This is a genomic window from Paraburkholderia sp. BL25I1N1 (genome assembly GCF_003002025.1).
In the GTDB taxonomy this organism is placed as follows: domain Bacteria; phylum Pseudomonadota; class Gammaproteobacteria; order Burkholderiales; family Burkholderiaceae; genus Paraburkholderia.
Map to the genome: position 1 here is coordinate 450632 of NZ_PVZB01000001.1, position 23991 is coordinate 474622.

Sequence of the window (23991 nt, forward strand, 5' to 3'; positions counted from 1 at the left end):
ATCACCAGGAGACATACAACATGGCATCCCCCGATCACGCCGGCTCTGTCGCGAAGAAAAGCGGCGACGCGGCGCATTCCGATAACACGGCCAAGCGCGCCGCCGTGGCCGCGCCGCTCGACGCCGGCAGCATTTCCGCGCGCCTCGACCGGCTGCCCGCCACGCGCTCCGTCTGGAAGCTGGTGGTGTTGCTGAGCCTCGGCTTCTTCTTCGAACTCTACGATCTGCTGTACTCCGGGTATGTCGCGCCAGGCCTCGTCAAAAGCGGTCTGCTGAGCGCGACCACGCACGGCCTGTTCGGCTCGACCGGTGTCGCGAGTTTCATCGCGGCGTTGTTTAGCGGCCTTTTTATCGGCACGATCGCGTGCGGCTTTCTGGCGGATCGCTTCGGACGCCGCGCCGTGTTCACGTATTCGCTGCTCTGGTATACGGTGGCCAATATCGTGATGGCATTCCAGGAAACGGCTACCGGATTGAATTTCTGGCGCTTCGTGGCAGGGATAGGCATCGGCGTCGAACTGGTGACGATCGGTACGTACATCTCCGAACTGGTGCCCAAGCAGATTCGCGGCCGCGCGTTCGCATGCGAGCAGGCGGTCGGCTTTACGGCTGTGCCGGTGGTGGCGTTCCTGTCGTATCTGCTGGTGCCGCGCACATTGCTCGGCCTGGACGGCTGGCGCTGGGTCGTGCTGATCGGCGCACATGGCGCGCTGTTCGTGTGGTGGATTCGTCGCGCGTTGCCGGAAAGCCCGCGTTGGCTCGCACAGCAAGGACGCCTTGCCGAAGCGGACCGCGTGATGACGGCGCTCGAAGCGAAAGTGCGCCGCGAATACGGCCGCGAGTTGCCGCCGCCCGCGCCGCCGGTGCCGGTCGCGCCCCGCGGCAGCTTCCGCGATATGTGGGTGCCGCCGTATCGCAGCCGCACGCTGATGATGACGATCTTCAATATCTTCCAGACCGTGGGCTTCTACGGCTTTGCGAACTGGGTGCCCACGCTGCTGATCAAGCAGGGCATTACGATCACCACGAGCCTGATGTATTCGAGCGTGATCGCTTTGGCGGCGCCCGTCGGTCCGCTCATCGGACTTTTCATCGGCGACCGCTTCGAGCGCAAGACCGTGATCGTGGTGATGGCGGGGGTGAACATCGTTTGCGGCCTGTGGTTCAGTCAGGCTGCGGGCGCCGTGTTGCTGGTCAGTCTCGGTGTGTGTCTGACGCTCGCAGGCAACATCATTTCATACAGCTACCACGCGTATCAGACTGAGCTTTTTCCGACCAGCATTCGGGCGCGCGCGGTGGGATTCGTCTATTCGTGGAGCCGTTTTTCGGCGATCTTCACAGCCTTTCTGATTGCCGCTGTGTTGAAGCAGTTCGGTACGACCGGGGTTTTCGTCTTTATCGCTGGAGCGATGCTGATCGTCATGCTGGCGATCGGGTTGATGGGACCGCGCACGAAGGGTATCGAGCTGGAAAAAATATCCCGGTAGACAACTTCACCGCCGTGAAAATCGACGTCTTTTACACCCGATCACGGCGTCCAGCGATAAACGGCGATGCTGGAGCCCTTGACGTTGTTCTTCGTGACCACGTACTCGCCGGTCGATCGAAGGTAGGCCTTGACGCTATACATCGCATCGATCGCGCTGCTGGCGTCGACGGTACGGCTGCTGGTGTTCACGAGCGTTGCGTCGAGGTTACCTGTGGCGAGATTGAAGGCGTCGATGTCCGGCAAAGCGGGCCCGCTGCCGAACCAGTAGCCGACGAAAAGATAGCGGCCGGCCGCGTCGATCGACTTGGCGCCGGCGTGGGCGAGGTTGATCACCGGATTGGGCGTGGTGGTATTGCCCGCGCTCCAGCCGTGATACACCTCGATCCGCGTGCCGATCCCCGTCCAGTCCGTACTCCCGACAACACCCTGTCCGAGGATCATCGTGTCGCTGTCCGCGAGGTAGAGAATGCGCGTCAGCGGCTGGATGCTCGCGGGAATGCGGACGGGGATGCCAGGTCCCCACGATGGTTTGCCGCTGGCGTCGAGTCCGGTCAGCGGGTAGTGATAGATGTAGCCTGTCTTGTCCAGACCGGCCCACACGCCGCCCTTGCTGTCGATGCAGAACCCGTCCCTGACCAGTGCGGTGGTTTTGAACGCCGCACCCGGAAGCGTGGCGTCCGGTATGGCGATATAGCCATTCGCGGCATTGAAGTGGAAGAAGTAGTAGACATCGGGATTCTGGCCGGACGCCACGAGGATCCGGTTGGCGCCGACCGTGGCAAGGTGAGCGAAGTGCTCGTCGCGTGAAGTATCGTTGATGTCGATGCGCGGGTCCGACGGATAGGCGAACGGATCGACGGTGTTCGCGACAAAGGCGCCGCCGGCGCTGCCGCTGTAGATGTTGGTGCCGCCATAGAACATGGTGCCGTCCGTGAGCGGGTCGGGTACGGCGTCGCCTTCGAGGTTGAGGGACCGCAGCGTCCACTGCAGATTGCCGGCGCTGCTATACGCATGAATGTCGGTGCCGCCGTTGCGGCCGAGGTCCCAGCTTCCGCCCCACGGGTTGTTGAGCACATAGAGGTTGCCCGCGGTGTCCTTGCCGATGCCGGCGACGCGGGTGAAGCGCTTCGCGCCGACCTGGCCTTTGATGCCCGTCGTGGTATCGAGATACCCGCCCTGAACGCCGAACGTTCCGGCCAGTGTCGGCGTACCCGAGAGCGTGTAGCGCTTGATGTTCATGTCGGGCCCTTCGTCGCCCACCATGAGCTGTCCCGACGACGCATCGAAATAGAGCGCCGACGGCTGCGATCCGGCGGGCATCTGGATGGTATTCAGCAGCGCCCCGCCTGAACTGAACTCGACGATCGTGCCCGCACTTTTCTGCGCGATCCAGATGTTGCCCGCGCCATCCACCGCGAGCGCGCCTGGGGCAGGGACGTTGATGTCCCGCTGCCAGACGCCGTCGGTGGTGAAGATTCGCACGCGATTGCCGTCGATGTCGCTCGCATAAAGCAGCGAGCCCGCCGTGGCGAGGCCGGTGATGACGTCGACCCGCGGCTGGTTCTTCAACGCGCTGACCTGAATGAAAAGATCGCGAGCCCCGGTGGCGCGGTTGTATCGTCCCACCGCGCCGCTTCCGTACGACGCGCTGTACTGGAGCGCCACGAAAATCGACTTGGCATTACCGGTGATGGCGCTGCCCTGAAATTCGCCATGAGCGCCGATGGAGCCAGCGCTGCGGTGGTTCTGATAGATCGCGACGCCGCCTTCGTACTCGTCCCACATGGAGGCCGTATAGAGGACGCCTTCGGGCGCGACCCACATGGAGCGCGCGGCGTTACCGACGTGGGCGGCGAGAGTGCCATACGTGTTCGCCAGCCAGTCGGTGGTGTTTTGCGCCTGACTGGCCGGCGCAATCGCGGCGATCATCGCGGCGAGGAGCGCAGCATGAATTCGTTTTCTTGCGACCATGACTGATGCTCTCCTGAGCGTAGCGATGATTGATATGAATCGTCGGCTGAGCTTGTTTCCTGAAATGCGTGATGGGTAAAAGCTATTTCGAGCCGGTCTCGTGCACGCTGTATTGCATCCAGCGTACCGTCGGCAAGTGGCAGGAGAATGACTCGTTTAACTCAATACGAATAACGGGTAATTTGCGCATCCTCATTTCTAGGTCAAATTGCGGATGGACTCAAGCGTTTCGTGCGGCTCGATGTGTTCGTTACGGTCGACTACTTTGCTCGCATACATCGCCTGCGCCGCGAGTCATTCCTTACCCGATGCCCGCCCTTGAACGCTCAGCAGATGCTCGCGCATGCAACGGGCCGCTGTTTCTCCATCACGCGCTTTCATCGCATTGACGACAGCCTGATGTTGCTGGGCGAAATACTGCCGGGTCTCCTGGGCCACCGTCTTTTCGCGTACGTCCGGTTTGACGCGCATGCTGTTGATGACTTCCATCAGCGCAATGAGTGCGGGATTGCGGGTGGCCTGGCCGATCAGCAGGTGAAAGCGATGATCCCATTGCTGCCACTCTTCGTCGTTCTTCGCGGCTGCGTTTTTGCGCGCACACTTTTCCAGTTCCAGCAGATCGTCCCGACTGGCTTTGGCGGCGGCGAGTTCCGCGAGTGCGGGTTCGAACAGCAGCCGCATTTCGGCGATATCTGCCGGACTCGTTCCCGCGCGCAGTCCACGCAGCGTGGGGCCGAACTTCAGCGGCCGCGCGCCCAGATAGGTGCCGCGCCCGACACCGCGCCACACCCGGCCCGATGCCTCCAGTGAAGCCAGTACCGAGCGCAGTTCCCTTCGGCTGACGCCAAGGTCTTCGGCCAGCTTTCTTTCGGGCGGCAGCGCGTCGCCGTCCTTGAGTTGATGGGCGGCGATATAGCCGAGCAAAGCTTCCAATACTGTCTGTTCCATTTTTGCTTGAACCAATGTTTATTGGTTCCAAAGATAGCAGAATGGAGGCGGCGTGGCGCGCAGGTTCCCGAAAATATTTTGACTCAGTATATTGCGTGTAGATTTCGGGTTAGCATCACGTGAAATTGATTGGGATCGAGCAGCATCTTTGTCGCTTGTTCAACGTGTACCTATAGAGATTGGTTCGGGCGCCAGTTGCCCGCGATCGCAAAGGAGCAGCGCATGTCGTTCACCACCCGCCCGGAACTGATCGGCACATTCGGCATGGTCGCTTCCACGCATTGGCTGGCCAGCGCGTCGGCCATGGCCGTGCTCGAGAAAGGCGGTAACGCGTTCGATGCCGCCGCCGCCGCCGGTTTTGTTTTGCAGATCGTCGAACCGCATCTGAACGGTCCGGGCGGCGAATTGCCGGTGGTGTTCTACAGCGCGCGCGAAGACCGCGTGCGCGTGCTGTGCGGGCAGGGCGTGACGCCCGCGAGCATGACTATCGAGCGCATGCGCAAGTTGGGGCTGGAAGTCGTGCCGGGTACGGGACTGCTGCCGGCCGTCGTGCCCGGCGCATTCGGCGGGTGGATGGCCATGTTGCGCGATTACGGCCAGTTGCCGCTCGAAGATGTGCTGAGTTACGCGATCGGTTACGCGGAAAACGGCTACCCGGTGCTGCCGCGCATGACCTCATCGATCCTCGCCATCAAGGATTTCTTCCGGACCGAATGGACGACTTCAGCCGAGCAATGGCTGCGCGACGGCGACGCACCGATGCCGAATCAGCTATTCGCCAATCCGGCCATTGCGAACACGTATAAGCGTATTCTGCGCGAAGCGAATACCCGGCGTGACCGCAGCGAACAGTGCGAACGCGCCCGCGAGGTTTTTTATCACGGCTTCGTGGCTGATGCCATCGACCAGTATTTTGGTTCGACGGCCGTGCTCGACACGTCGGGTCAGCGCAATCGCGGCCTGCTCGATGCCGGCGACCTCGCGCGCTGGGAACCGTCCTACGAAGACCCCGTTTCGTACGACTATGGCGAGCTCCGTGTGCACAAGACCGGCCCATGGGGCCAGGGGCCGATGTTCCTGCAGCAGCTCGCACTGCTCAAGGGATTCGATCTCGCGGCCATGGACCCGATGGGACCGGATTTCGTGCATACGATCATCGAATGCTCGAAGCTCGCGTTCGCCGACCGCGAGGTGTTCTACGGCGACCCTGCGTTCGCGCACGTGCCCATGGACGTGCTGCTGAGCGACGCCTATAACGACGAACGTCGTCGGCTGGTGGACCCGCGCCGGGCGTCGCTCGAATTTCGTCCCGGCACGCTCGGCGACAGCGAGCGGCGCGCCGCGCGCATCATGGCGCTGGCGGGCAAGGAACAGTTCGGCGGCTTCGGCCAGGGTGAGCCGACCTTCGCGCCGTTGCCCGAACTGCGAGGCGATACGGTTCATCTCGATGTCGTCGACCGCTGGGGCAACATGGTGTCGGCCACGCCGTCGGGCGGCTGGCTGCAGGCGTCGCCGGCGGTGCCCGGCCTCGGCTTCAACGTGACCACGCGTGCGCAAATGTTCTGGATGGAGGAGGGCTTGCCCTCGTCGCTCGGGCCGCGGCGCCGTCCGCGCACCACGCTTTCGCCGACGCTGGTCACCCGCGCGGGCAAGCCCTATGCGGCGTTCGGCACGCCGGGCGGCGATCAGCAGGATCAATGGTCGATCCAGCTCTTCCTCAAACATGTGCACGCCGGCATGAATTTTCAGGCAGCCGCGGATTCGCCGTCGTTCCAGACTGCGCATTTTCCGAGTTCGTTTTATCCGCGCGCCATGCATCTGGGCAAGATGTCCGCCGAATCCCGCTTTCCGGAAAGCACCCTTGCCGAATTACGCGCGCGTGGCCACGACCTGACAGTGGCCGAACCGTGGTCGCTCGGGCGCGTCTGCGCGGTCGGAATCAGAAACGGTCTGATGCGTGGCGCAGCGACGCCTCGTCAGATGCAGGCCTACGCAGTCGGGCGATAACCTCGGCATGGCGGAGATCGTGTCCATTCCTTCAGGGAGAAAGTTAACGTGTCTGCCGTAGCCGCTCGTCTTGAAAGACTTCCGTTGTCGGGCTTTCACCGCAAACTCCTGCTCATCGGTGGCTTGGGGTATCTGTTCGATGGACTCGATTCATCGTCGCTCGCGTTTCTGCTGCCGGTCGTGAGCAAGCTATGGCACCTGAGCAGCGCCGAAACCGGGCTCGTCGCGAGCAGCACCTATATCGGGTACTTCTTCGGCGCCTTCCTGTCAGGTGTGTTCGCCGATCTGATAGGCCGTCGTCGCATCATGATGACGGCGCTGGCCATCTACTGTGTCGCGTCGCTCGCGAGTGCTGCCGCGACGGACTGGCACACATTCTTCGCGCTGCGCATCGTCGCGGGATTTGGTTCCGGCGCGGAGACGGTGGTGATCGCGCCATTCCTCGCGGAATTCGTGCCGCGTCGCTACAGAGGCATGTTTTGCGGGGCGCTGGTCGGCTTCATGTCGTTCGGCTATCTGAGTTCGTCCATACTCGGCTTCGTCGTGGTGCGAAACTATGCCGACGGCTGGCGCTACCTGGCCGTGGTGACGTCGTTACCTGTCGTCATGCTGCTCTGGTGGCGCAGAACGCTGCCTGAGTCGCCGCGATGGCTCGAAAGCCAGGGCCGGACGGACGAAGCAAACCGGATCGTGAACACGATCGAGTCATGGTTTGCCGGCAGAGGCATTCGTCTTCCGCCGGTCGGCTCCGTTGGCGTGCTTCCCGCGTCGGCGCGTGCAAGCGGCAGCGCGTTGCAGAACGTGCTCACGTTATGGTCGCCGCGACTGGCGCGCACTACGGCGGTCAGCTGGCTGATGTGGTTCTCGGTTGCATTCGCGTATTACTCGTTCTTCTCCTGGATACCGAGCCTGCTTCTCAAGGAAGGGCTCACCATGACGAAGAGCTTCGGCTATTCCATCGCGATCTATGGGGCGCAGATTCCGGGCTATTTTTCGGCCGCCTGGCTCAATGAACGGATCGGGCGCAAGGCGGTGGTCGCGTCGTATATGTTGCTGGGCGGCATAGCGGCCATCGCGCTTGCGTTCTCTCACACCGGTATCGCGATCATGGTCGCGGGCATCTGCCTGTCGTTCTTCATGAATGGTGCGTTTGCAGGCGTGTATGCGTACACCCCGGAAGTATTCCCGACCGCGGTGCGCACGACCGGCACCGGCTCGTCATCATCGTTTGGCCGCATCGGCTCGGTGAGCGCGCCCATTCTGGTCGGCCTCGTCTATCCCACGCTCGGCTTCCTGGGCGTATTCGCGATGACCACGACGGTTCTGCTCATCGGCGCATGCGTGGTGTTCTTCCTGGGTATCGAGACTCGCAACCGCTCGCTCGAAGACATCGAGGCCGAGGAATTCGGTCGCACGCAAGATGTTCGAGGCCCGCTCAGTTCCACTGAACTACACGGCTGAATGCCGTCATCCGCCAACCTTCCCATACAGACCATGCAAGGCATCCAGATCGAAACTGCGCAGCTAGATCCGCAAGCGCTGGACATGTCGAACCTTGAACAACTCGCGAGGGCCATGCGGATCAAGGGTCAGCCGATGGCGATTTTCCGTGCGGTTCACGACGTGGCGGCAAGCGCAATCGGCTTCAGCCTGTTCACGATCATGTCCTACGATGCGCAAAACCAGGAGGTGGAGCGCGTCTACACGAACATGCCCGACGTCTATCCGGTTGGCGGGCGCAAGAAAAAGCACGGCACGCCGTGGGCCAAACAGATCCTGCTCGATCTCAAGCCCTTTCGCGCGGAAACCGCACAGGGCATTCGCGAAGCGTTCGACGATCACACCGTAATGACCGGCATGGGCCTCGGATCGATACTGAACATTCCGATTGCGTACGACGGCGTGTGCATCGGCACGATGAACCTGACGCATCGGGAGAGGTGGTACACAACGCGGCATGAAGAGTTGGGATTACTGATCGGTTCCTTCCTGGCTCCCGCTCTTATTACTCGCCATACGCTATCCACCGGCAGTTTGACTCCGCTCTGACATGACCACTACCCAACGTGTTGCGACAGCGTCGCCGGCGAGCCAGACTTCGGTGTCGCAAGGCCGCTGGCTGCTTGTTTTCATCCTCGGTTATCTCGCGCTCATGGCCGATGGCGCGGACGTCATGATGTACGGCCTCACGCTGACGCGTATCAAGGACGACTTCGGACTGAGCAATGTCCAGGCCGGCGCGTTGGGCAGCCTGACGTTGCTAGGCATGGCAGTCGGCGGGATTCTCGGCGGCTGGGCGAGCGATCGCATCGGGCGGGTGAGGGTGGTGGTCTGGGCGTTGGCGCTCTTTTCGCTCGGCGCGGGGCTGCTCGGACTTACGCACAGCTTTGTGGAGTTCGCGGTCGTCCGCTTTATCGGTTCGTTGGGCATCGGCTCCATGGTGCTGGTCACGACGCTCGTTGCCGAATACGTGCCCACGGAACGGCGCTCACTGATTCTGGGAGCCTTGCAGACCGGCATTTCGGCCGGTTATATCGTGGTCATTGCGCTGAGCAGCTGGATTTTGCCGCACTACGGCTGGCGCACGCTGTACTACGTGTCGGCCATACCCGTGGTGTTTGCGTTGGCGATCAAGTTCGCGGTGCCCGAGCCGGCTAGCTGGAGGGCGAGCCAGGCCATCGAGCGCACGAGCCAGCGCCGCTGGCGCGACAGCCGCTACCACGTGATTTTCAGCAATCGACAGACGCGAACCCTGTTTATCCTGTGGACGTTGGCCTCGGTTTTCATTCTTTCCGGGTTCTACGGCCTGAATAACTGGCTGCCAACGTACCTCGAAAAGGAACTGCATATCAAGTTCAGCTCACTGGCCGGGTACATGATCGGGACCTACGTCGTCGCGTTTATCGGCAAGATCTTCGCCGGCTGGCTAGGCGACCGCTGGAGCCGGCGTGGTGTGTATGTCCTCGGCTGCGTGGGCGCCGCGCTTTTTCTGCCGGTGATCATCTTCTGGCACACGCGGGAGAACATTGCCGTTCTCATGCTTTTCTTCGGGTTCCTGTACGGCGTACCACTGGGCATGATCGGCACGTTCATGTCCGAGAGTTTCGCCACTTCCATCCGCGGCACTGCGGTGGGCGGCTCCTATAACCTGGGGCGCTTCTGCTCGGGCGCGGCGCCTATCGTCATCGGTTTTCTGGCCACGCAGTTTTCCATCGGTATGGGTTTCCTCGTGGTGGGCGCGGTGTTCTTCCTGAGCGGCGTGACCGCGCTGTTTATCCCGGACCGCTTGTACGACACGGACCGGCCATCCACGCCGTGAGTCGAAGCGGGCGCGCAGCGCGCTTTCTACGTCTCCTGATGAAACAGCGGCAACACCTCATCGGCGAGTTCGTTGACGATCTCAGCGACGGGACGCTCCGACGACAGATTGAACGTCACATGGTGCGTCCCCTCCGCGCGTAGCGCTTTGAGTATGTCGATCAACGCGAGCCGGCCGGTCCGGTAGCCGAGCGTCACGGCCTGAGCCGGCTCATGCGGATCGCTGCTGAGTTCGAGCCGCATCGCGACGCCGAACGCGCGAAACGCTTTGGGCGCCGCGCGTTCGACGGCGGCGCGCCACATGCTGTGGCGGGCGTGCTGCGCGTCCGGCTCGCGATGGTAGGTCATCCATCCCAGCGAATGGCGCGCGATCCAGTCGACGCTCTGACCGCCCGAACCCACGGCAAGCAGCGGCACCGCGCGCGAATGCTCGGGCAAAAGTTGAAAGGTAGGCGCACCTTCGGGCGTGCGATCGGGAATCACGCGCGACGGTGCGTCGAGGGCGGCGGCAACCGTCTCCCAGTGACTGCGATACAGTTCGCGCCGCTCGTCGGCCTCGCGCCCGAATGCGGCATATTCCGGTGGACGGTCGCCTGAACCCAGACCCAGAATAAAGCGTCCGTGACTGAGCGTATCGACGGACAGCGCCGCCTTGGCAATATGCAGCGGATGACGCAGCGTGAGCACGATGGCGCCGCTCACAAGCGCGATACGCCGCGTGTTCGCAGCGAGCGCACCAAGGAATACCCACGGATCGAGATGGCCGACAGGGTCCGGGTAGTCCGCGCTGTTCAGCGGGACGTCGCGTATCCAGAGCGCGCGAAAGCCGCGTTCGTCGGCGAGGCGCGCGAGCGCCAGTTGCTCATCGAAATCGGCCACGATCGTGCCGGCGCGCAGCATCGGCAGCGTGAGTCCGAGACTGAGCGCACCGTCGGAAAACACGCGGTTCGCGGTGGTTTGCGGTTCGGATTTCAGCGTGTCTGCCGCGATCAGGTGCGACTCGTTCATGCGTGGCCTTTGCTGTGCGTCGTCGATACGCCCGATGCTAACACTGCGTCAGAACAACTGCTTCTGCCCTGACATCAAGGTCGTGAAATCGTCGCGCAGGAGCGGCAGGATAGCGTCGGCGACGGGCTGCAATTGACGCGTCAGATAATGTTCGTAATCGATTGCCGAGCGCAGCGTTTCCAGCGGCTCGGGTCCGGCAACCGTCATCACATAGCTGATCCACCCGCCGTTCTGGTATTGCAGCGGGCGCCCTTGCCGCCGGTTGAACTCGTCCGCCACACGCGCCGCGCGCACATGCGGTGGCACGTTGCGCTCGTATTCTTCGAGCGGCCGGCGCAGCCGTTTGCGATACACGAGCTGATCGTCGAGCTTGCCGTCGAGCGTGTCGCGCACATAGTCGCGCACGTAGTCCTGATACGGTTGCCGCGTGAAGATGCGCCGATACAGTTCCTGCTGAAACTGCTGCGCGAGCGGCGTCCAGTCGGTGCGTACCGTTTCGAGTCCCTTATAGACGATGTCTTCGCTGCCGTCCGGCAACACTGTGAGGCCGGCGTAGCGTTTCTTGCTGCCTTCTTCGGCGCCGCGAATCGTCGGCATGAAGAAGCGCCGATAGTGCCGTTCGAATTGCAGTTCGAGCGCGCTGTCGAGCCCGAATCTCTCTTGCAGATTCTGCCGCCACCACGCGTTGATATGTTCGACCAGCGCGCGGCCGATGCGGCTCGCGTCCGCTTCGCTGTGCGCGTGTTTCAGCCACACGAAGGTCGAATCCGTATCGCCGTAGATGACTTCGTAGCCTTCGGCTTGAATCAGTTCGCGCGTGGCATGCATGATTTCGTGGCCGCGCATGGTGATCGACGAGGCGAGACACGGATCGAAGAAGCGGCAACCGGTCGATCCCAATACGCCGTAAAAGGCGTTCATGATGATCTTCAATGCCTGCGAAAGCGGCTTGTTGTTCTCGCGTTTGGCCGTTTCGCGGCCTTGCCACACTTGCCCGACGATCGACGGCAAACAATGGTGCGTGCGTGAAAAGCGCGCGCCGAGAAAGCCCGGAACCGATTGATCGTCGGCGGGATTCAGCATGCCTTCGACAAGACCGACAGGGTCGATCAGAAACGTGCGAATAATCGACGGATACAGACTCTTGTAATCGAGCACCAGCACGGAGTCGTAGAGACCGGGGCGCGAATCCATCACGAAGCCGCCGGGGCTCGCGGCGCCGGCCACGTCGCCGAGATTGGGCGCGACATAGCCTTGCCGATGCATGCGCGGCATATACAGATGCGTGAACGCCGCCACTGATCCGCCGCTGCGATCCGCCGGCAAACCGGTCACGCTCGCGCGTTCCAGCAGGAACGGCAGCAACTCTGTTTTAGCGAAGATGCGCGTGACCAGCTCGCAATCTTTGAGGTTGTAGCGCGCGAGCGCGGGCTTGTCCTCGTCGAAGCGGCGCTTGATTTCGTCCATGCGCTGATACGGATTGTCGATCGCCTTGCCTTCGCCCAGCACGGTGCGCGAGACATGTTCGAGACTGAACGAAGGGAAACTCCAGGTCGCCGAGCGCAGCGCCTCGATGCCGTCGATAATCAACCGTCCCGCGGCGCCGGCGAAGAAGTGGTTCTGCTTGAGCCCGTGCTCGCGCCATTCCATCACCGCACCGCCACGGCCGAGTCGCAGCGGTACGCGATATTGTTCGGCATGCTGCTGCAGCACGCGCAGATCGAACTGCACCAGATTCCAGCCGATGATCGCATCGGGATCGTGCCGTTCGAGCCACGCGTTGAGTTTCTCCAGCAACTGTGCGCGGGTTTCGCAGTATTCGAGCGCGAAGTCGAGCGTGCCCGCGTCGCCGTTCGGCGGCCCCAGCATATACACCTGACGCTGGCCGCATCCTTCCAGCGCGATCGAATACAACTCGGCGTGAGCGCTGGTTTCGATATCGAGCGACACCAGCTTCAAGGGCGGACGATAGCCGGCGGCCGGCTTGAGTTCGCTGTTCACGAGCGGGCTGCTCTTTTCGGCGCTCTGCGCGTCGCCGCTGAACCACACGGGCGCCGTGATGAAGCGCTCCATCATGTAGCGCTCGGGCGGAAAGATATCGGCTTCGTAGACGTCGACGCCGCCTTGCTTCAGACGTTTCTCGAAGCCCGTCAATTGCCGGTACTGCGGGCAGTAAAGCCCCATGACCGGCCGATGCTGAAAGTCGCACAGATCGAGCACTCGCAGATCGAGCGGCGCTTCGCGGCGCAGGATCGTTTCCGCGCGCTCGCGATGTTCGGCGGGAATGAACGCCACCGAAGGCTGAGGGCGTAAGCGCACGTGCCGGGGCCCGCCGTCCGTGGCCAGCCAGAAATCGACTTCGGTGCCGGCGGGCGTGTCCCGCCAATGCCGGGTCAAGATAAAACCCTGTTCAAGCTCAGTCAAACTGCCACCTCAAAAACCGGCGTGATCGCCTTGCGCGATTTTACCGCCATGCGCTTCGGGCCGTGACGTCATCCCCGAGCGTGGCGGCGTCGGCGCGTCGAGGTGTGCGCGTGCGACCTTGCGGCACGCTGGATGCAACCGCGCCGCGCAGTCTGTATGATCGTGGTGCAGCGATTCCATACGGCGCGGGCCATGCGCCGGTCAAGTCTACTAAGAAGGGAGTAAGCGATATGACGTTGGGCAAACTTGTTGTTGTCGTCGCGGTAGCTGCAACCAGCCTTGGTGCACAGGCGCAAGTCGCCGGCACGCAACCGCTGAGCGTCACAGTCGAGCAGTCGAATGCGCTGCTGAGCGGCTGGAGTGTGAAGAAGAGCATTCTCGGCAAGTCGGTCTACAACGACCAGAACGCGAAAATCGGCACGGTCCGCGATCTGGTGATCGCGCCGGACGGCTCGCTGTCCGCAGCCATCGTCTCCGCGGGCGGTTTCCTGGGCGTGGCATCGCACGACGTGGCGGTGCCTATCGCAGCGCTGGATATTCGCGAGGGGAATTTCTATCTGGCGGGCGCCACCAAAGATGCCTTGAAGGCAACGCCCGAGTTCCAGTACAACAAGGTTCAGGCGCCGCCGAAGCCTAAAAAGCTGACGGGCCAGTAAATGCAGCAGGCCGGCGCGTCGTCGCCGGCTGAGCCGCAAGAAGCGGCTCTGCATTGACGCAGCATGCAAAAGCGGCGCTCGCAGCGCGAATCGGTTGGTGTGAGAAACCGTTTTGCGCGTGCGGCGCCGCTTTCGTATTTTTCAGTTGACCATGCCGCCGGTCGAGTTCGATTCGAAGTCTCGAATCAGGCCGTAATTCAAGCTTCCAATGCGAGCGTGGCAAATGTGCCTAGCCAATGCTCGCCCATATAGTCGCCGGCCACGTGCGGCAGTGCGGTTTGCAGATGCCGTTCGGCTGCGTCGAACAGAACGGTTCGGCGAATATCGCCTGAGGGCAATGCGCGGGCGAGCGAACGTTGGCACCACGCGCGGCTGAGATTCAGACCATCCAGGTGCGCGATCTTGCCGTCGGTGCGATCCGTCACGGTGACGGGCTCGAACAGCGTAGCGGGCTTTTTCAAGCCGAGATCCGGCAGAAAGCGGCCGAACCAGTCGACGAATTGCGCGGGCGGCAGTATGCGCCGCATGAGCTCGGCTTCCATGAGCGAAGGCGAGAGGAATTCGTCGCCGGCAGGCTCCCATGCCTGACACGCGACGTCATTCAGAAACCAGCGTTCCGCCGTATTCACGACCAGTGCTTCCAGCGATTCACACGACGTTTGCCGCGCGAAATCCAGCGTCAGCGCCAACGCGAAGGCCATGTTGAAGTGCGTGCCCACCCGCAGCGGGTAGGTGGCTTTCGGCAGAAAGTCCTCGAAGCGCTCGACAAACAGTTTGGTAAGCGGCGCAAAGGTTTTCGACCAGCGCACGGCTTCCGAGAGTTTCAGCGAACTGAGTTGTGCGCTCAACGCGAGCAGCCAGGCCCAGCCATACGGACGCTCGAAACCACGGTTGTGCGGCAGTTCGAGATACGCCACTTCACCGGCCACGTTAGCCGCGGTGAAATGCTCGTCGACCACCGCGACGATGCGCGCCGCTTCAGGCAGATCGGGAAAACGATCGAGTAGATGCAAAATCAACCAGTAGCCGTGCACGCACGAATGCCAGTCGTAGCTGCCGTAAAAAATCGGATGCAGCGCACGCGGGCCTTGCACGTCTTGCGGCCCGGCGAGCGAATGCGTCAGCTTGTTCGGGTATTCGCGCGTGAGATGGGCCAGCGCCAAGTTGGCGAATTTTGACGCGAATTCGCGAGTGAGTTGAGTGGTCATCGGCGCCTCCTCGAAAGCGGCATACGAATAAGTATGACAGTATGCTGTCGAGGGTCACCAATAGTAAAGTAGCCGGCAAGGGCGACCGGATTGCGCCGCGCCTCGTTCCGGTGTCATAGCAGCGCTGCCGACGTGATATGGAGGACGAGTGTCGTCGCGGTTGTCGGCGCAACGTAAGCGCTGCGCCGCGTGCCGGCCGTGCCTAGAACAACTCCAGAATCCGGTGATACATCATCCCCAGTTCCAGCGCCGGGCCGCGCAACGCAGGGCCGCCCGGAAAGCGCGCATGCCGCAATTGCGCAAACAGATCGAAAGCTTTCGTCTCACCGGCCATTGCCTGGGCCACCACGCGCCCGGCAATACCGGTCAACGCGACGCCGTGCCCGGAAAAGCCCTGCACGTAAAAGTAATTTGGATCGATCGATCCAAAATCGGGCGCGCGATTGCGCGTCACGTCGACAAAACCGCCCCACGCATAATCGATTTTCACGTCGCCGAGTTGCGGGAACACACCGATCATGCGCTGGCGAATCTCTTCGCCGAGCTGCGCCGGTGAAGCACCGGTCGAGCTCGCCCGCCCGCCGAACAGCACGCGATGGTCCGCCGACAACCGGAAATAGTCGAGAAAGAAGTTGTTGTCGCAAATCGCCTCGCGCCCTTTGATCAAAGCATCGGCTCGTTCCTTGCCTAGCGGTTCAGTAGCAACGATATACGACGCGATCGGCGCGATACGCGCGGCCACCGGCGCGGGCAGCACGTCGCCGATCGTGGCATTGCCGCACGCCGCGACGAACCGGCAGCGCACTTCGCCACGAGCGGTACGCACGACAGGCCGCGCGCCTCGCACGACCTCGATCACGGGCGAATGCGCGAACAGCTGCGCGCCTTCGCGGCGTGCCGCATCGGCGAGACCGAGACAGTACTTGAGCGGATGCAGATGGCCGGAAAACGGATCGTAGACGCCGGCCAGATAGCGCTTCGAAGCGACGCGCGAACGGACCGCGTCGGTATCTAGCCACGAGAGTTTCGAATAGCCCCAGCGTTGCGAAGCCGACTCCATCCACGAACGCAAATCGGGCACGCGTTTTGGTTTGGTGGCGACGGTCAGATAGCCGGACGTGAAATCGCAGTCGATGCCGTAATGTTCGATACGCTCGCGCACCAGCGCCACGCCTTCCACCGACATCGCCCATGCGGCCCGCGCGCCGTCGAGACCGAGTTGGCGTTCCATGACCTCGTCTTTCGCGAAACCCACCAGCGTCTGCCCACCGTTGCGGCCCGACGCGCCCCAACCCGGACGATGCGCATCGAGCACGACCACCGACAAGCCGCGCGCCCGGCACTCCAGCGCTACCGACAAACCGGAGAAGCCCGCGCCGATCACGCACACGTCGGCTTCGAGCGTGCCGTCGAGCGCGGGGTCGTCGGCGAGCGGACGCGTCGCGCTCGCTTCATAGTAGGAGTTGGCGATCAGCGCATCGGCGCGGCGGTCGAGCGTATTCAGCGTGTGAGGTGTGTTGAAGCCGGGAGTCGGAGCATTCATCAAAGCAGGTCCTTCATTCGATACCAGACCATCGCGAGTACGAGGGCAGGGGTGCGCAGTGTAGCGCCGCCGGGAAAGTCGCGGTGACGAATCTTGCCGAACAGATCGAAGCGCGACGCCTGGCCGTCGATCGCTTCGGCGATCAGTTTGCCCGCGAGACCAGTGGTATTTACACCATGCCCGGAGAAGCCTTGTGCGAAATACACGGTCGGCGAGAGCCGGCCGAAATGCGGCGCCCGGTTCATGGTGATGTCGACGAAACCGCCCCATGCATAGTCGATTTTGACATCGTCGAGTTGCGGGAAGGTCTTCAGCATATCGCGGCGCATCGCTTCGCCGAGGTTGCGCGGCGCGAGCTTCGAGTAACTTACTTTGCCGCCCCACAGCAGGCGGTGATCGGGCGCCGGACGGAAGTAATCCAGTACGAAGCGGCTGTCGCACACGGCGGCTTTCGCGGGCATCAACGCTTCGGCGCGATCGGGGTCGAGCGGTTCGGTGGCAATCACGTAGGTGCCGACCGGCATGATCTTGTTGGCCACGTCCGGGGCGAGCTGACCCAGATAAGTATTGCAGGCGAGTACGACGAAGCGTGCCTGCACTCGTCCGCGTGCCGTTTCAGCCACATGCCGGCCGTTTTCTTCACGCAAGGCCGTGACGCAACTGTCCTCGAAAATTTGCACGCCGGCTTCGCGCGCCGCGCGCGCCAGCCCCAACGTGTAATTCAACGGATGCAGATGGCCGCTGTCCGCGTCGAACAAGCCGCCCAGATAGCGCTGCGATTGAACATAGTTGCCGACGCCGTCGGCATCGACGTAACTGAAGCGGTCGTAGCCGAAGCGCCGCTGCGCTTCGTCACGCCATTTTTGCAGCGCGTCGGTATCGCGCGGCTTATTCGCCGCGGTCAGGTAGCCCATGGTCAGATCGCAATCGATCTGATGCTTCGCAACGCGTTCCTTGACGATATCGAGGGTTTCGATCCCCATGTCCCAAACACGCTTCACGTCGTCGGCGGGCAGATACTTCGCGAACGTATCGATATCGCACGCGAAGCCGCCGATCAACTGGCCGCCGTTGCGGCCACTCGCCGCCCAGCCGACTTTCGATGCTTCGAGCACCGCGACCGAATGGCCGCGTTCGGCAAGATTGAGCGCCGTGGAAATGCCGGTCAGTCCCGCGCCGATCACGCAAACGTCGACGCTGATCGTTTCGTCGAGCGCGGGATGGCGGGTGCTGTCGTTGGCAGTGGCGGCGTAGTACGAGGCGACGTGAGGCTGGTTCGAGAATCGGAGCATAGGCAGAGCATGCGCAAAGAGCCTGTGCGCGTGGCCTTTTCGACCACAAGGCCACGCGCCGGCAGAACAGATTAGAACGAGTAGATGAACTGGGTTGCGAGCAGGTCGTTGGACTTGCCATACGAACCGTCGTTCTTCAGGAACACCTGCTTGTTGGCCCAGTCGTGGCGGTATTCCACCTTGACCGTGATCTGCTGGGTCGGATAGAACAGCAGATCGAGCGAAACATCCTGGCGGGTCGCGCCCTTGCATTCGAAACCAAGGCCGCCGTTCGCCTGCGAATTGGCGAGACAGTCCGCGCCGATACCGAAGCCGTTCGCCGTGTCCATGCCGTTGCCGTTCAGCGCGATGCCACCGCCGCCGCCGCCGTTCTTGCTGTCGACCAGCAGGTCATAACGCACTGTCGCGCCCATGCGGCCCACCACCGGCAGATTGAACTTGCGGTGCGCGAGCAGCGACAGGCCGTACCATTGAGCCTGGCCGCCGTTGTACGCGGCGTTTTGCTGCTGGCCGTAGTCGAGCTCGGCGTTGTACTGCACGTCGGCGAGCGTGTAGGTCAGGTCCGCTTCGGTGAAGAAGAATGTGCCGCCCGAGCTCGGCGCCTGGCCGCCCACGCCGTAGCTGACCGTGCCGTTTGCGTCGACCGAGCTAGGCAGGGTCTGACGGCCGATGTTGATCGACGCGCCGAGATCCAGTGCGCTCGACCACGTGTAGTCGGTGCGGGCCGTGAACGTCGGAATCTTGTTGCTGGTCGTGATCGGATCGCCCAGCGCGTTCGTGCCCGTCTGCGTGACTGCGCCGAACGTGCGGTACTGCTCGTTGCCGAGGAAGAACTTCCACGCCCAGTTGCCGGCCGTGTAGTTCGCGCCGATCCCGATGTAGCTGCCCGGATCCGAGAAGTCGTACAGCAGGTTGTGCGTCAGCGTGAGCATCTGATTCGACTGCTGCACTTCATAGCCGCCGAAGCTCGGAATCAAACCGGCCACGAGTGTCGTGGTCGCCGTCAACGGCACATTCACCACGGCCGTGTTCAGGATGTTGTTGCCGATATCGCCGTGCGAGTTTTGCAGCAGCGTAATGCCGTTGCCGCGGTTCGGCATCAACGTGATTTCCGCCGACGGCGCCATCGGGCCGACACCGAAGGTCTTCGTGATGTCGAGGTACAGATCGCCGAACGTGCTGTTGAAGTAGTTGTAGCTGCTTTCGTGGTTCGCGAACAGGAACGACGAACTGCTCTGTGCACGGTTATACAGGTACGTCGGGTCGATATAACCCGTCACCGACAAACCGGCGATCGGCCCGGTCTGCGCGGCGTCTTCGAGCGAATCGACCTTCAACTGCTGATTGGCGATCTGCTGCTTCATCGCCGTCACGTCGTCGTTGGTCAGCGTCGCCTGAGCCTTGCCGTAAGCAGGCGACGAGACATCCACCGGCGCGGCCACTATCGCCGGGGCGGGGGCCGCTGTCGCGGCCGTCGCCGCGGTGGCTGCCTTCGGCTTGGTGGCGACTTCAGCCCGCAACTGCTTGACCTCTTTTTGCAGTGCATTGAGCTGGGCCTGGAGCGCCTTGATCTGGTCGCTGGTGGCATCCGCCATGGCCACGCCAGGCAGACTCCCCGCCACCAACAGACAGATGAGCTTCTTTCTCATTCAAATTCTCCTTATTGGTCGTATTGCGAATGGACTTCTTATGCGCGCGCCGTATCGAGCGACTTTCGTACGGCGGCTTGTTGTGGTGCGGCGGGCAAGGGGTCGGCGGCTTCAGCGAGGGCGAAAGCCATCTGCATGTCGCGATTGCGCTTGCGTTCGCGCAATTGCATCCAGCGGTTCACGGCAATCACGCCGATCGTCACCGTGGTGATGAAGATCGTGGCGAGCGCGTTCATTTCCGGATTCAGGCCGAGACGTACCCGCGAGAACACCACGAGCGGCAGCGTGGTCGAACCGGGACCGGACAGGAATGCGGAGAGCACGAGGTCGTCGAAAGACAGCGTGAACGACAGCAGCCAGCCCGACATCAGCGCCTGCGAGATCAGCGGCAGGGTGATCAGGAAAAACACCTTGAACGGCGTGGCGCCGAGGTCGAGCGCGGCTTCTTCGAGCGACTTGTTGAGCTCTTTGACACGCGATTGCACGATGATCGCCACGTACGACACGCACAGCATCACGTGGCCGATCCAGATCGTGAAGAGACCGCGGCCCTTCGGCCAGCCGAGCATCTGTTCAAGCGCGACGAACAACAGCAGCAGCGAGATGCCCTGAATCACTTCGGGGATCACGAGCGGCGCGTTGATCATGCCGGCGAACAGCGTGAAGCCGCGAAAGCGCCCAAAGCGCGCGAGCACGAAGCCGGCCCACGTGCCGATCACGACCGAGGCGCACGCGGTCAGCAGACCGATCTTCAGCGAGAGCCACGCCGCGTTCAGCAACTCGCCGTCTTGCAACAGCGCGCCATACCATTTGAGCGAGAATCCGGACCACACCGTGACGAGCTTCGACTCGTTGAACGAATACACAATCAGGCTGATGATCGGAATGTAGAGAAACAGAAATCCGAACGTCAGCACGCTGTTGGAAAGCGTCTTATTAGGCTTGATCATTTCGCGCCCTCCAGTTCCTTGACCTGGTAGTACTGGAACACGGCCATTGGCACGAGCAGCAGTAGCACCATTGCGACGGTGACGGCGGATGCCATCGGCCAGTCCATATCGTTGAAGAATTCATCCCACATCACGCGGCCGATCATCAGCGTGTCGGCGCCGCCGAGCAGTTCCGGAATCACGTATTCGCCGACCGCCGGAATGAACACGAGCAGACTGCCGGCGATGATGCCGTTCTTAGACAGCGGCAACGTAATGCGCGTGAAAGCGGTCCACGGTTTGCAGCCGAGGTCGTAGGCCGCTTCGAGCAGCGTCAGATCCATCTTCACGAGGTGCGCATACAACGGCATCACCATGAAGGGCAGGTACGAATAGACCATGCCGATATAGACGCCAATATCCGTGTGGTAGAGGCGCAACGGCGAATGAATCATGCCGATCGCCATCAGCGTGTGATTGAGCAGACCGTCGTCTTTCAGAATGCCAATCCATGCGTAGACGCGGATCAGGAATGACGTCCAGAACGGCAGCATCACGCCCATCATCAACAGGTTGCGTTTCGTCGGTTCCGAGCGGGCGATGTAGTACGCAATCGGATAGCCGATCAGCAGGCAGAAGAAGGTCGAGACCGCGGCCATCTTCAGCGAGCTGATATATGTGGCGACGTACAGATCGTCCTGCAGCAGAAACGCATAGTGGCTGAGCTGCATGGCGAAATGCACCATGCCGTCCTTGACTGTGACGAGATCCGTGTACGGCGGAATGCCCAGACGCAGATCGGCGAAACTGATCTTCAGCACCAGCACGAACGGCAACGCGAAGAACACCGTGAGCCAGAGAAACGGCACGCCGATCACGGTCGAGCGGCCCGACGGCACGAACATCGACAGGCGTTTTTTCAGCGAGCCGAACAGGCGGCTGCCGGACGGCGCGCCGAGCGCCGCGGGGGAGGAGATAGTGGGATTGCTCATTGCGTCAGCACCACGCCGCTAGCCGGCGACCAGTAGACGAACACGTCGTCGTTATAGGAAGGCGCACCTTCGGCCATCAGATGCGAGCTGGAGAGATTCGACACGACGGTCTTGCCGCTCGGCAGACGCACGTGATAGAGCGAATAGCTGCCCATGTAGGCCACATCGGAGACCACGCCGCGCGCCCAGTTGTGCGGCGTGCCCGGTTTATCGAGGGAGACCTTGATGCGCTCAGGACGCACCGAGATGCCTACCGGCATACCAAGCGGTCCGGTAATACCGTGGCTCACGTAAATGCGTGATTCGAGTTCTTCGCTTTCCACAAAGATATGGTCCGGTTCATCCGCGACCACCGTGCCTTCGAACAGATTGGTCGAGCCGATGAACTCGGCGGAGAAGCGGCTATTCGGAAACTCGTACACCTGGCTCGGCGAACCGATCTGCACGATGCGGCCTTCGCTCATCACGGCGAGGCGTCCGGCCATCGTCATTGCTTCTTCCTGATCGTGTGTAACCATCACGCAGGTCACGTCGACTTTCTCGATGATGTTCACCAGTTCGAGCTGGGTCTTCTGGCGGATCTTTTTATCGAGCGCCGACATCGGCTCGTCGAGCAGCAGCAGCTTGGGGCGCTTCACGAGCGAGCGGGCGAGCGCGACACGCTGCTGCTGGCCGCCCGATAGTTGATGCGGCTTGCGCTGCGCGTATTTGCTCATCTGCACGAGATGGAGCGCATCGGCGACGCGTTCCTTGATCTCGTTCTTCGGCGTGCCTTCCTGCTTCAGGCCGAAAGCGATGTTCGCCTCCACGCTCATGTGCGGAAACAACGCATACGACTGGAACATCATGTTGACCGGCCGCTTGTACGGCGGCATCGCGGCGAGGTCTTCGCCGTCGACGAAAATACGCCCGGAGGTCACCGTCTCGAGCCCCGCGAGCATGCGCAGGAGCGTGGACTTGCCGCAGCCTGAGCTGCCGAGCAGCGCGAACAACTCGTTCTTGGCGATGCTCAGGTTGACGTTGTCGACAGCGGTGCTGTCGCCGAATTTCTTCACGACATTTTCAATGCGAACGAATTCGTCCGATTTCGATTTTGTCGTCACTGCGGGGCGGGCCATCTGGGTGGCGCCGGCTGCGCTTTTTGAGGTCGTCGAGTTCATGATGTAACCATTCCTTGCGGATCGCGGGCGCAAGTGTCTCCATACGAGGCGCGGGAAGCGTCTCGCAACGTGCGCTGCGATCGGAAAACATGGGACTGCGCGCGGGTGGGACTGTTAAAACAAACGCGCAGGCTGACTACCGTTACGGCTATTCATGCGCTCAGGGTTCGAGCGATCCCTGAGCGCGGGATCGATTAATTAATGTGGCCAGGTTAATGACCGGTTTTAAGCTGCGCCCAAAGACGGTTTTCAAGGCGCAGAATGTCGGTCGGCATCGGCTTCATGAGCGTCATTTTGCTCAACACTTCATCGCCCGGATAAACGGTCTTGTCCTGTGCGACCGCCGGCGTCACGAACTGGCGCGCGGCCTTGTTCGCGGTCGGGTAGAACACTTCGTTGGTGATCGCGGCGTTGACCTTCGGGTCCGAGATGTAGTTGATCCATTTCAACGCGGCTTCCGGATGCGGCGCGTCTTTCGGGATCACCATCACGTCGAACCACAAGAGGCCGCCTTCCTTGACGTTCGAGAACTTGATCTGATACGAGCGCTTGGCTTCTTCGGTGCGGCGGCTGGCAATGCCGACGTCGCCCGACCAGCCCAGGACCACGCACACGTCGTTATTGGCGAGGTCGTTGATATAGCCGGACGAATTGAATTGGGTGATATACGGGCGGATCTTTTTCAGCACTTCGAATGCGGCCTGATAGTCGGCGGGGTTCGTGCTGTTCGGGTCCTTGTGCATGTATTGCAGCGTGGCGGCGAAGACGTCGACGGCTTGATCGAGGATGGACACGCCGCAGCTTTTCAGCTTGGAGAGATTGGCCGGATCGAAAATCAGTGCCCAGCTATCCACCGGTGCATTGGCGCCGAGCGCTTTCTGTACGGCCTGCACGTTGTAGCCGATGCCATCCGTGCCGTATGCCCAAGGCACACCGTACTGGTTGCCCGGGTCGGCGTCGGCAATCATCTTCATCAATACGGGGTCGAGATTCGCGAGGTTCGGCAGCTTCGATTTGTCGAGCTTCTGGTATACGCCGGCCTGAATCTGCTTGGCCATGTAGTTCGAAGTCGGCACCACGATGTCGTAACCCGAACTGCCGGCGAGCAGTTTGGCCTGCAAGGTGTCGTCGCTATCGTAGTTGTCGTATTTGACCTTGATGCCGTCCTGCTTCTCGAAGTTCGGAATCGTGTCCTTCGCGATGTAGTCCGACCAGTTATACACATTCAGTTCCGTGTCGGCCGCAAGGGCCGGCGTAACCGACAGCGCCGCAAAACCGGTGAAGGCGAGAAGCGCGGCCCCCGCGACCGCATGACGAAGATGACTAACGCTCATGGTTTTTTCCCTTGATGTGAAGAACCGGCATGAGCGTAAGTTGTGGGTGTGCTCATGCCGGAG

18 protein-coding genes are annotated in these 23991 nt (G+C 61.8%); 6 read left to right on the forward strand and 12 right to left on the reverse strand.

Going from position 1 to position 23991, the window contains the following annotated elements; translation table 11 throughout:
- Window positions 1-20: 20 nt before the first annotated feature.
- On the forward strand, window positions 21-1487 hold the full coding sequence (locus B0G73_RS02025; protein ID WP_106277393.1) for an MFS transporter: 1467 nt from the start codon (window positions 21-23) through the stop codon (window positions 1485-1487).
- A 41-nt stretch (window positions 1488-1528) separates the two neighbouring features.
- Here the strand turns inward: B0G73_RS02025 and B0G73_RS02030 are convergent, their stop codons facing one another.
- Window positions 1529-3460, reverse strand: coding sequence for an SMP-30/gluconolactonase/LRE family protein (locus B0G73_RS02030; protein WP_106277395.1), 1932 nt, complete (start codon window positions 3458-3460; stop codon window positions 1529-1531).
- 294 nt (window positions 3461-3754) lie between these two features.
- Window positions 3755-4408: a FadR/GntR family transcriptional regulator gene (locus B0G73_RS02035; RefSeq protein ID WP_106277397.1), complete on the reverse strand. Its 654-nt coding sequence runs from the start codon at window positions 4406-4408 to the stop codon at window positions 3755-3757.
- 222 nt (window positions 4409-4630) lie between these two features.
- On the opposite strand from B0G73_RS02035, the gene B0G73_RS02040 reads away from it, so the two are divergent.
- The 4 genes from B0G73_RS02040 to B0G73_RS02055 are packed head-to-tail and all read left to right on the forward strand — an operon-like array spanning window position 4631 to window position 9734.
- Window positions 4631-6415, forward strand: coding sequence for a gamma-glutamyltransferase family protein (locus B0G73_RS02040; RefSeq protein ID WP_106277399.1), 1785 nt, complete (start codon window positions 4631-4633; stop codon window positions 6413-6415).
- A gap of 48 nt (window positions 6416-6463) precedes the next feature.
- Window positions 6464-7876 carry an MFS transporter gene (locus tag B0G73_RS02045; RefSeq protein ID WP_106277401.1) on the forward strand — a complete coding sequence of 471 codons (1413 nt, stop codon included), beginning with the start codon at window positions 6464-6466 and terminating at the stop codon, window positions 7874-7876.
- Between the two features lie 33 nt (window positions 7877-7909).
- Window positions 7910-8464 (forward strand): GAF domain-containing protein, encoded by a 555-nt coding sequence (locus B0G73_RS02050; RefSeq protein WP_181196476.1) that lies wholly within the window; start codon window positions 7910-7912, stop codon window positions 8462-8464.
- Between the two features lies 1 nt (window position 8465).
- Window positions 8466-9734, forward strand: coding sequence for an MFS transporter (locus B0G73_RS02055; RefSeq protein WP_106277403.1), 1269 nt, complete (start codon window positions 8466-8468; stop codon window positions 9732-9734).
- A gap of 26 nt (window positions 9735-9760) precedes the next feature.
- Here B0G73_RS02055 and B0G73_RS02060 read toward each other — a convergent pair whose 3' ends face one another.
- Together B0G73_RS02060 and B0G73_RS02065 are read right to left on the reverse strand one after the other, a co-directional pair.
- Window positions 9761-10741, reverse strand: a complete 981-nt coding sequence (locus B0G73_RS02060; protein WP_106277405.1) for an LLM class oxidoreductase — start codon at window positions 10739-10741, stop codon at window positions 9761-9763.
- A gap of 48 nt (window positions 10742-10789) precedes the next feature.
- Window positions 10790-13165, reverse strand: a complete 2376-nt coding sequence (locus B0G73_RS02065; RefSeq protein WP_106277407.1) for a DNA polymerase II — start codon at window positions 13163-13165, stop codon at window positions 10790-10792.
- A gap of 230 nt (window positions 13166-13395) precedes the next feature.
- Between B0G73_RS02065 and B0G73_RS02070 the strand changes: the two genes are divergently transcribed.
- A complete protein-coding gene (locus tag B0G73_RS02070) occupies window positions 13396-13821 on the forward strand; it encodes a PRC-barrel domain-containing protein (RefSeq protein ID WP_012426540.1) in 426 nt (141 codons plus the stop codon).
- 197 nt (window positions 13822-14018) lie between these two features.
- Here the strand turns inward: B0G73_RS02070 and B0G73_RS02075 are convergent, their stop codons facing one another.
- The 8 genes from B0G73_RS02075 to B0G73_RS02110 form a co-directional block, all read right to left on the reverse strand.
- Window positions 14019-15029: a DUF2891 domain-containing protein gene (locus B0G73_RS02075; protein WP_106277408.1), complete on the reverse strand. Its 1011-nt coding sequence runs from the start codon at window positions 15027-15029 to the stop codon at window positions 14019-14021.
- 202 nt (window positions 15030-15231) lie between these two features.
- On the reverse strand, window positions 15232-16572 hold the full coding sequence (locus B0G73_RS02080; protein WP_106277409.1) for an FAD-binding oxidoreductase: 1341 nt from the start codon (window positions 16570-16572) through the stop codon (window positions 15232-15234).
- A complete protein-coding gene (locus B0G73_RS02085) occupies window positions 16572-17864 on the reverse strand; it encodes an FAD-binding oxidoreductase (protein ID WP_106277411.1) in 1293 nt (430 codons plus the stop codon). The genes B0G73_RS02080 and B0G73_RS02085 overlap by 1 nt, the downstream gene beginning before the upstream one ends.
- A 71-nt stretch (window positions 17865-17935) precedes the next feature.
- A complete protein-coding gene (locus tag B0G73_RS02090) occupies window positions 17936-19513 on the reverse strand; it encodes a DUF3138 family protein (protein ID WP_106277413.1) in 1578 nt (525 codons plus the stop codon).
- A gap of 38 nt (window positions 19514-19551) precedes the next feature.
- Window positions 19552-20463 carry an ABC transporter permease subunit gene (locus tag B0G73_RS02095; protein WP_106277415.1) on the reverse strand — a complete coding sequence of 304 codons (912 nt, stop codon included), beginning with the start codon at window positions 20461-20463 and terminating at the stop codon, window positions 19552-19554.
- The gene (locus tag B0G73_RS02100) at window positions 20460-21434 is read right to left on the reverse strand and encodes an ABC transporter permease subunit (protein ID WP_106277417.1); all 975 of its coding nucleotides are present in this window, start codon (window positions 21432-21434) and stop codon (window positions 20460-20462) included. The genes B0G73_RS02095 and B0G73_RS02100 overlap by 4 nt, the downstream gene beginning before the upstream one ends.
- Window positions 21431-22594: an ABC transporter ATP-binding protein gene (locus B0G73_RS02105; protein ID WP_106277419.1), complete on the reverse strand. Its 1164-nt coding sequence runs from the start codon at window positions 22592-22594 to the stop codon at window positions 21431-21433. Before B0G73_RS02105 ends, B0G73_RS02100 begins: the two co-directional genes overlap by 4 nt.
- 212 nt (window positions 22595-22806) lie before the next feature.
- Window positions 22807-23928, reverse strand: a complete 1122-nt coding sequence (locus tag B0G73_RS02110) for a polyamine ABC transporter substrate-binding protein (protein ID WP_106277421.1) — start codon at window positions 23926-23928, stop codon at window positions 22807-22809.
- Window positions 23929-23991: the final 63 nt, after the last annotated feature.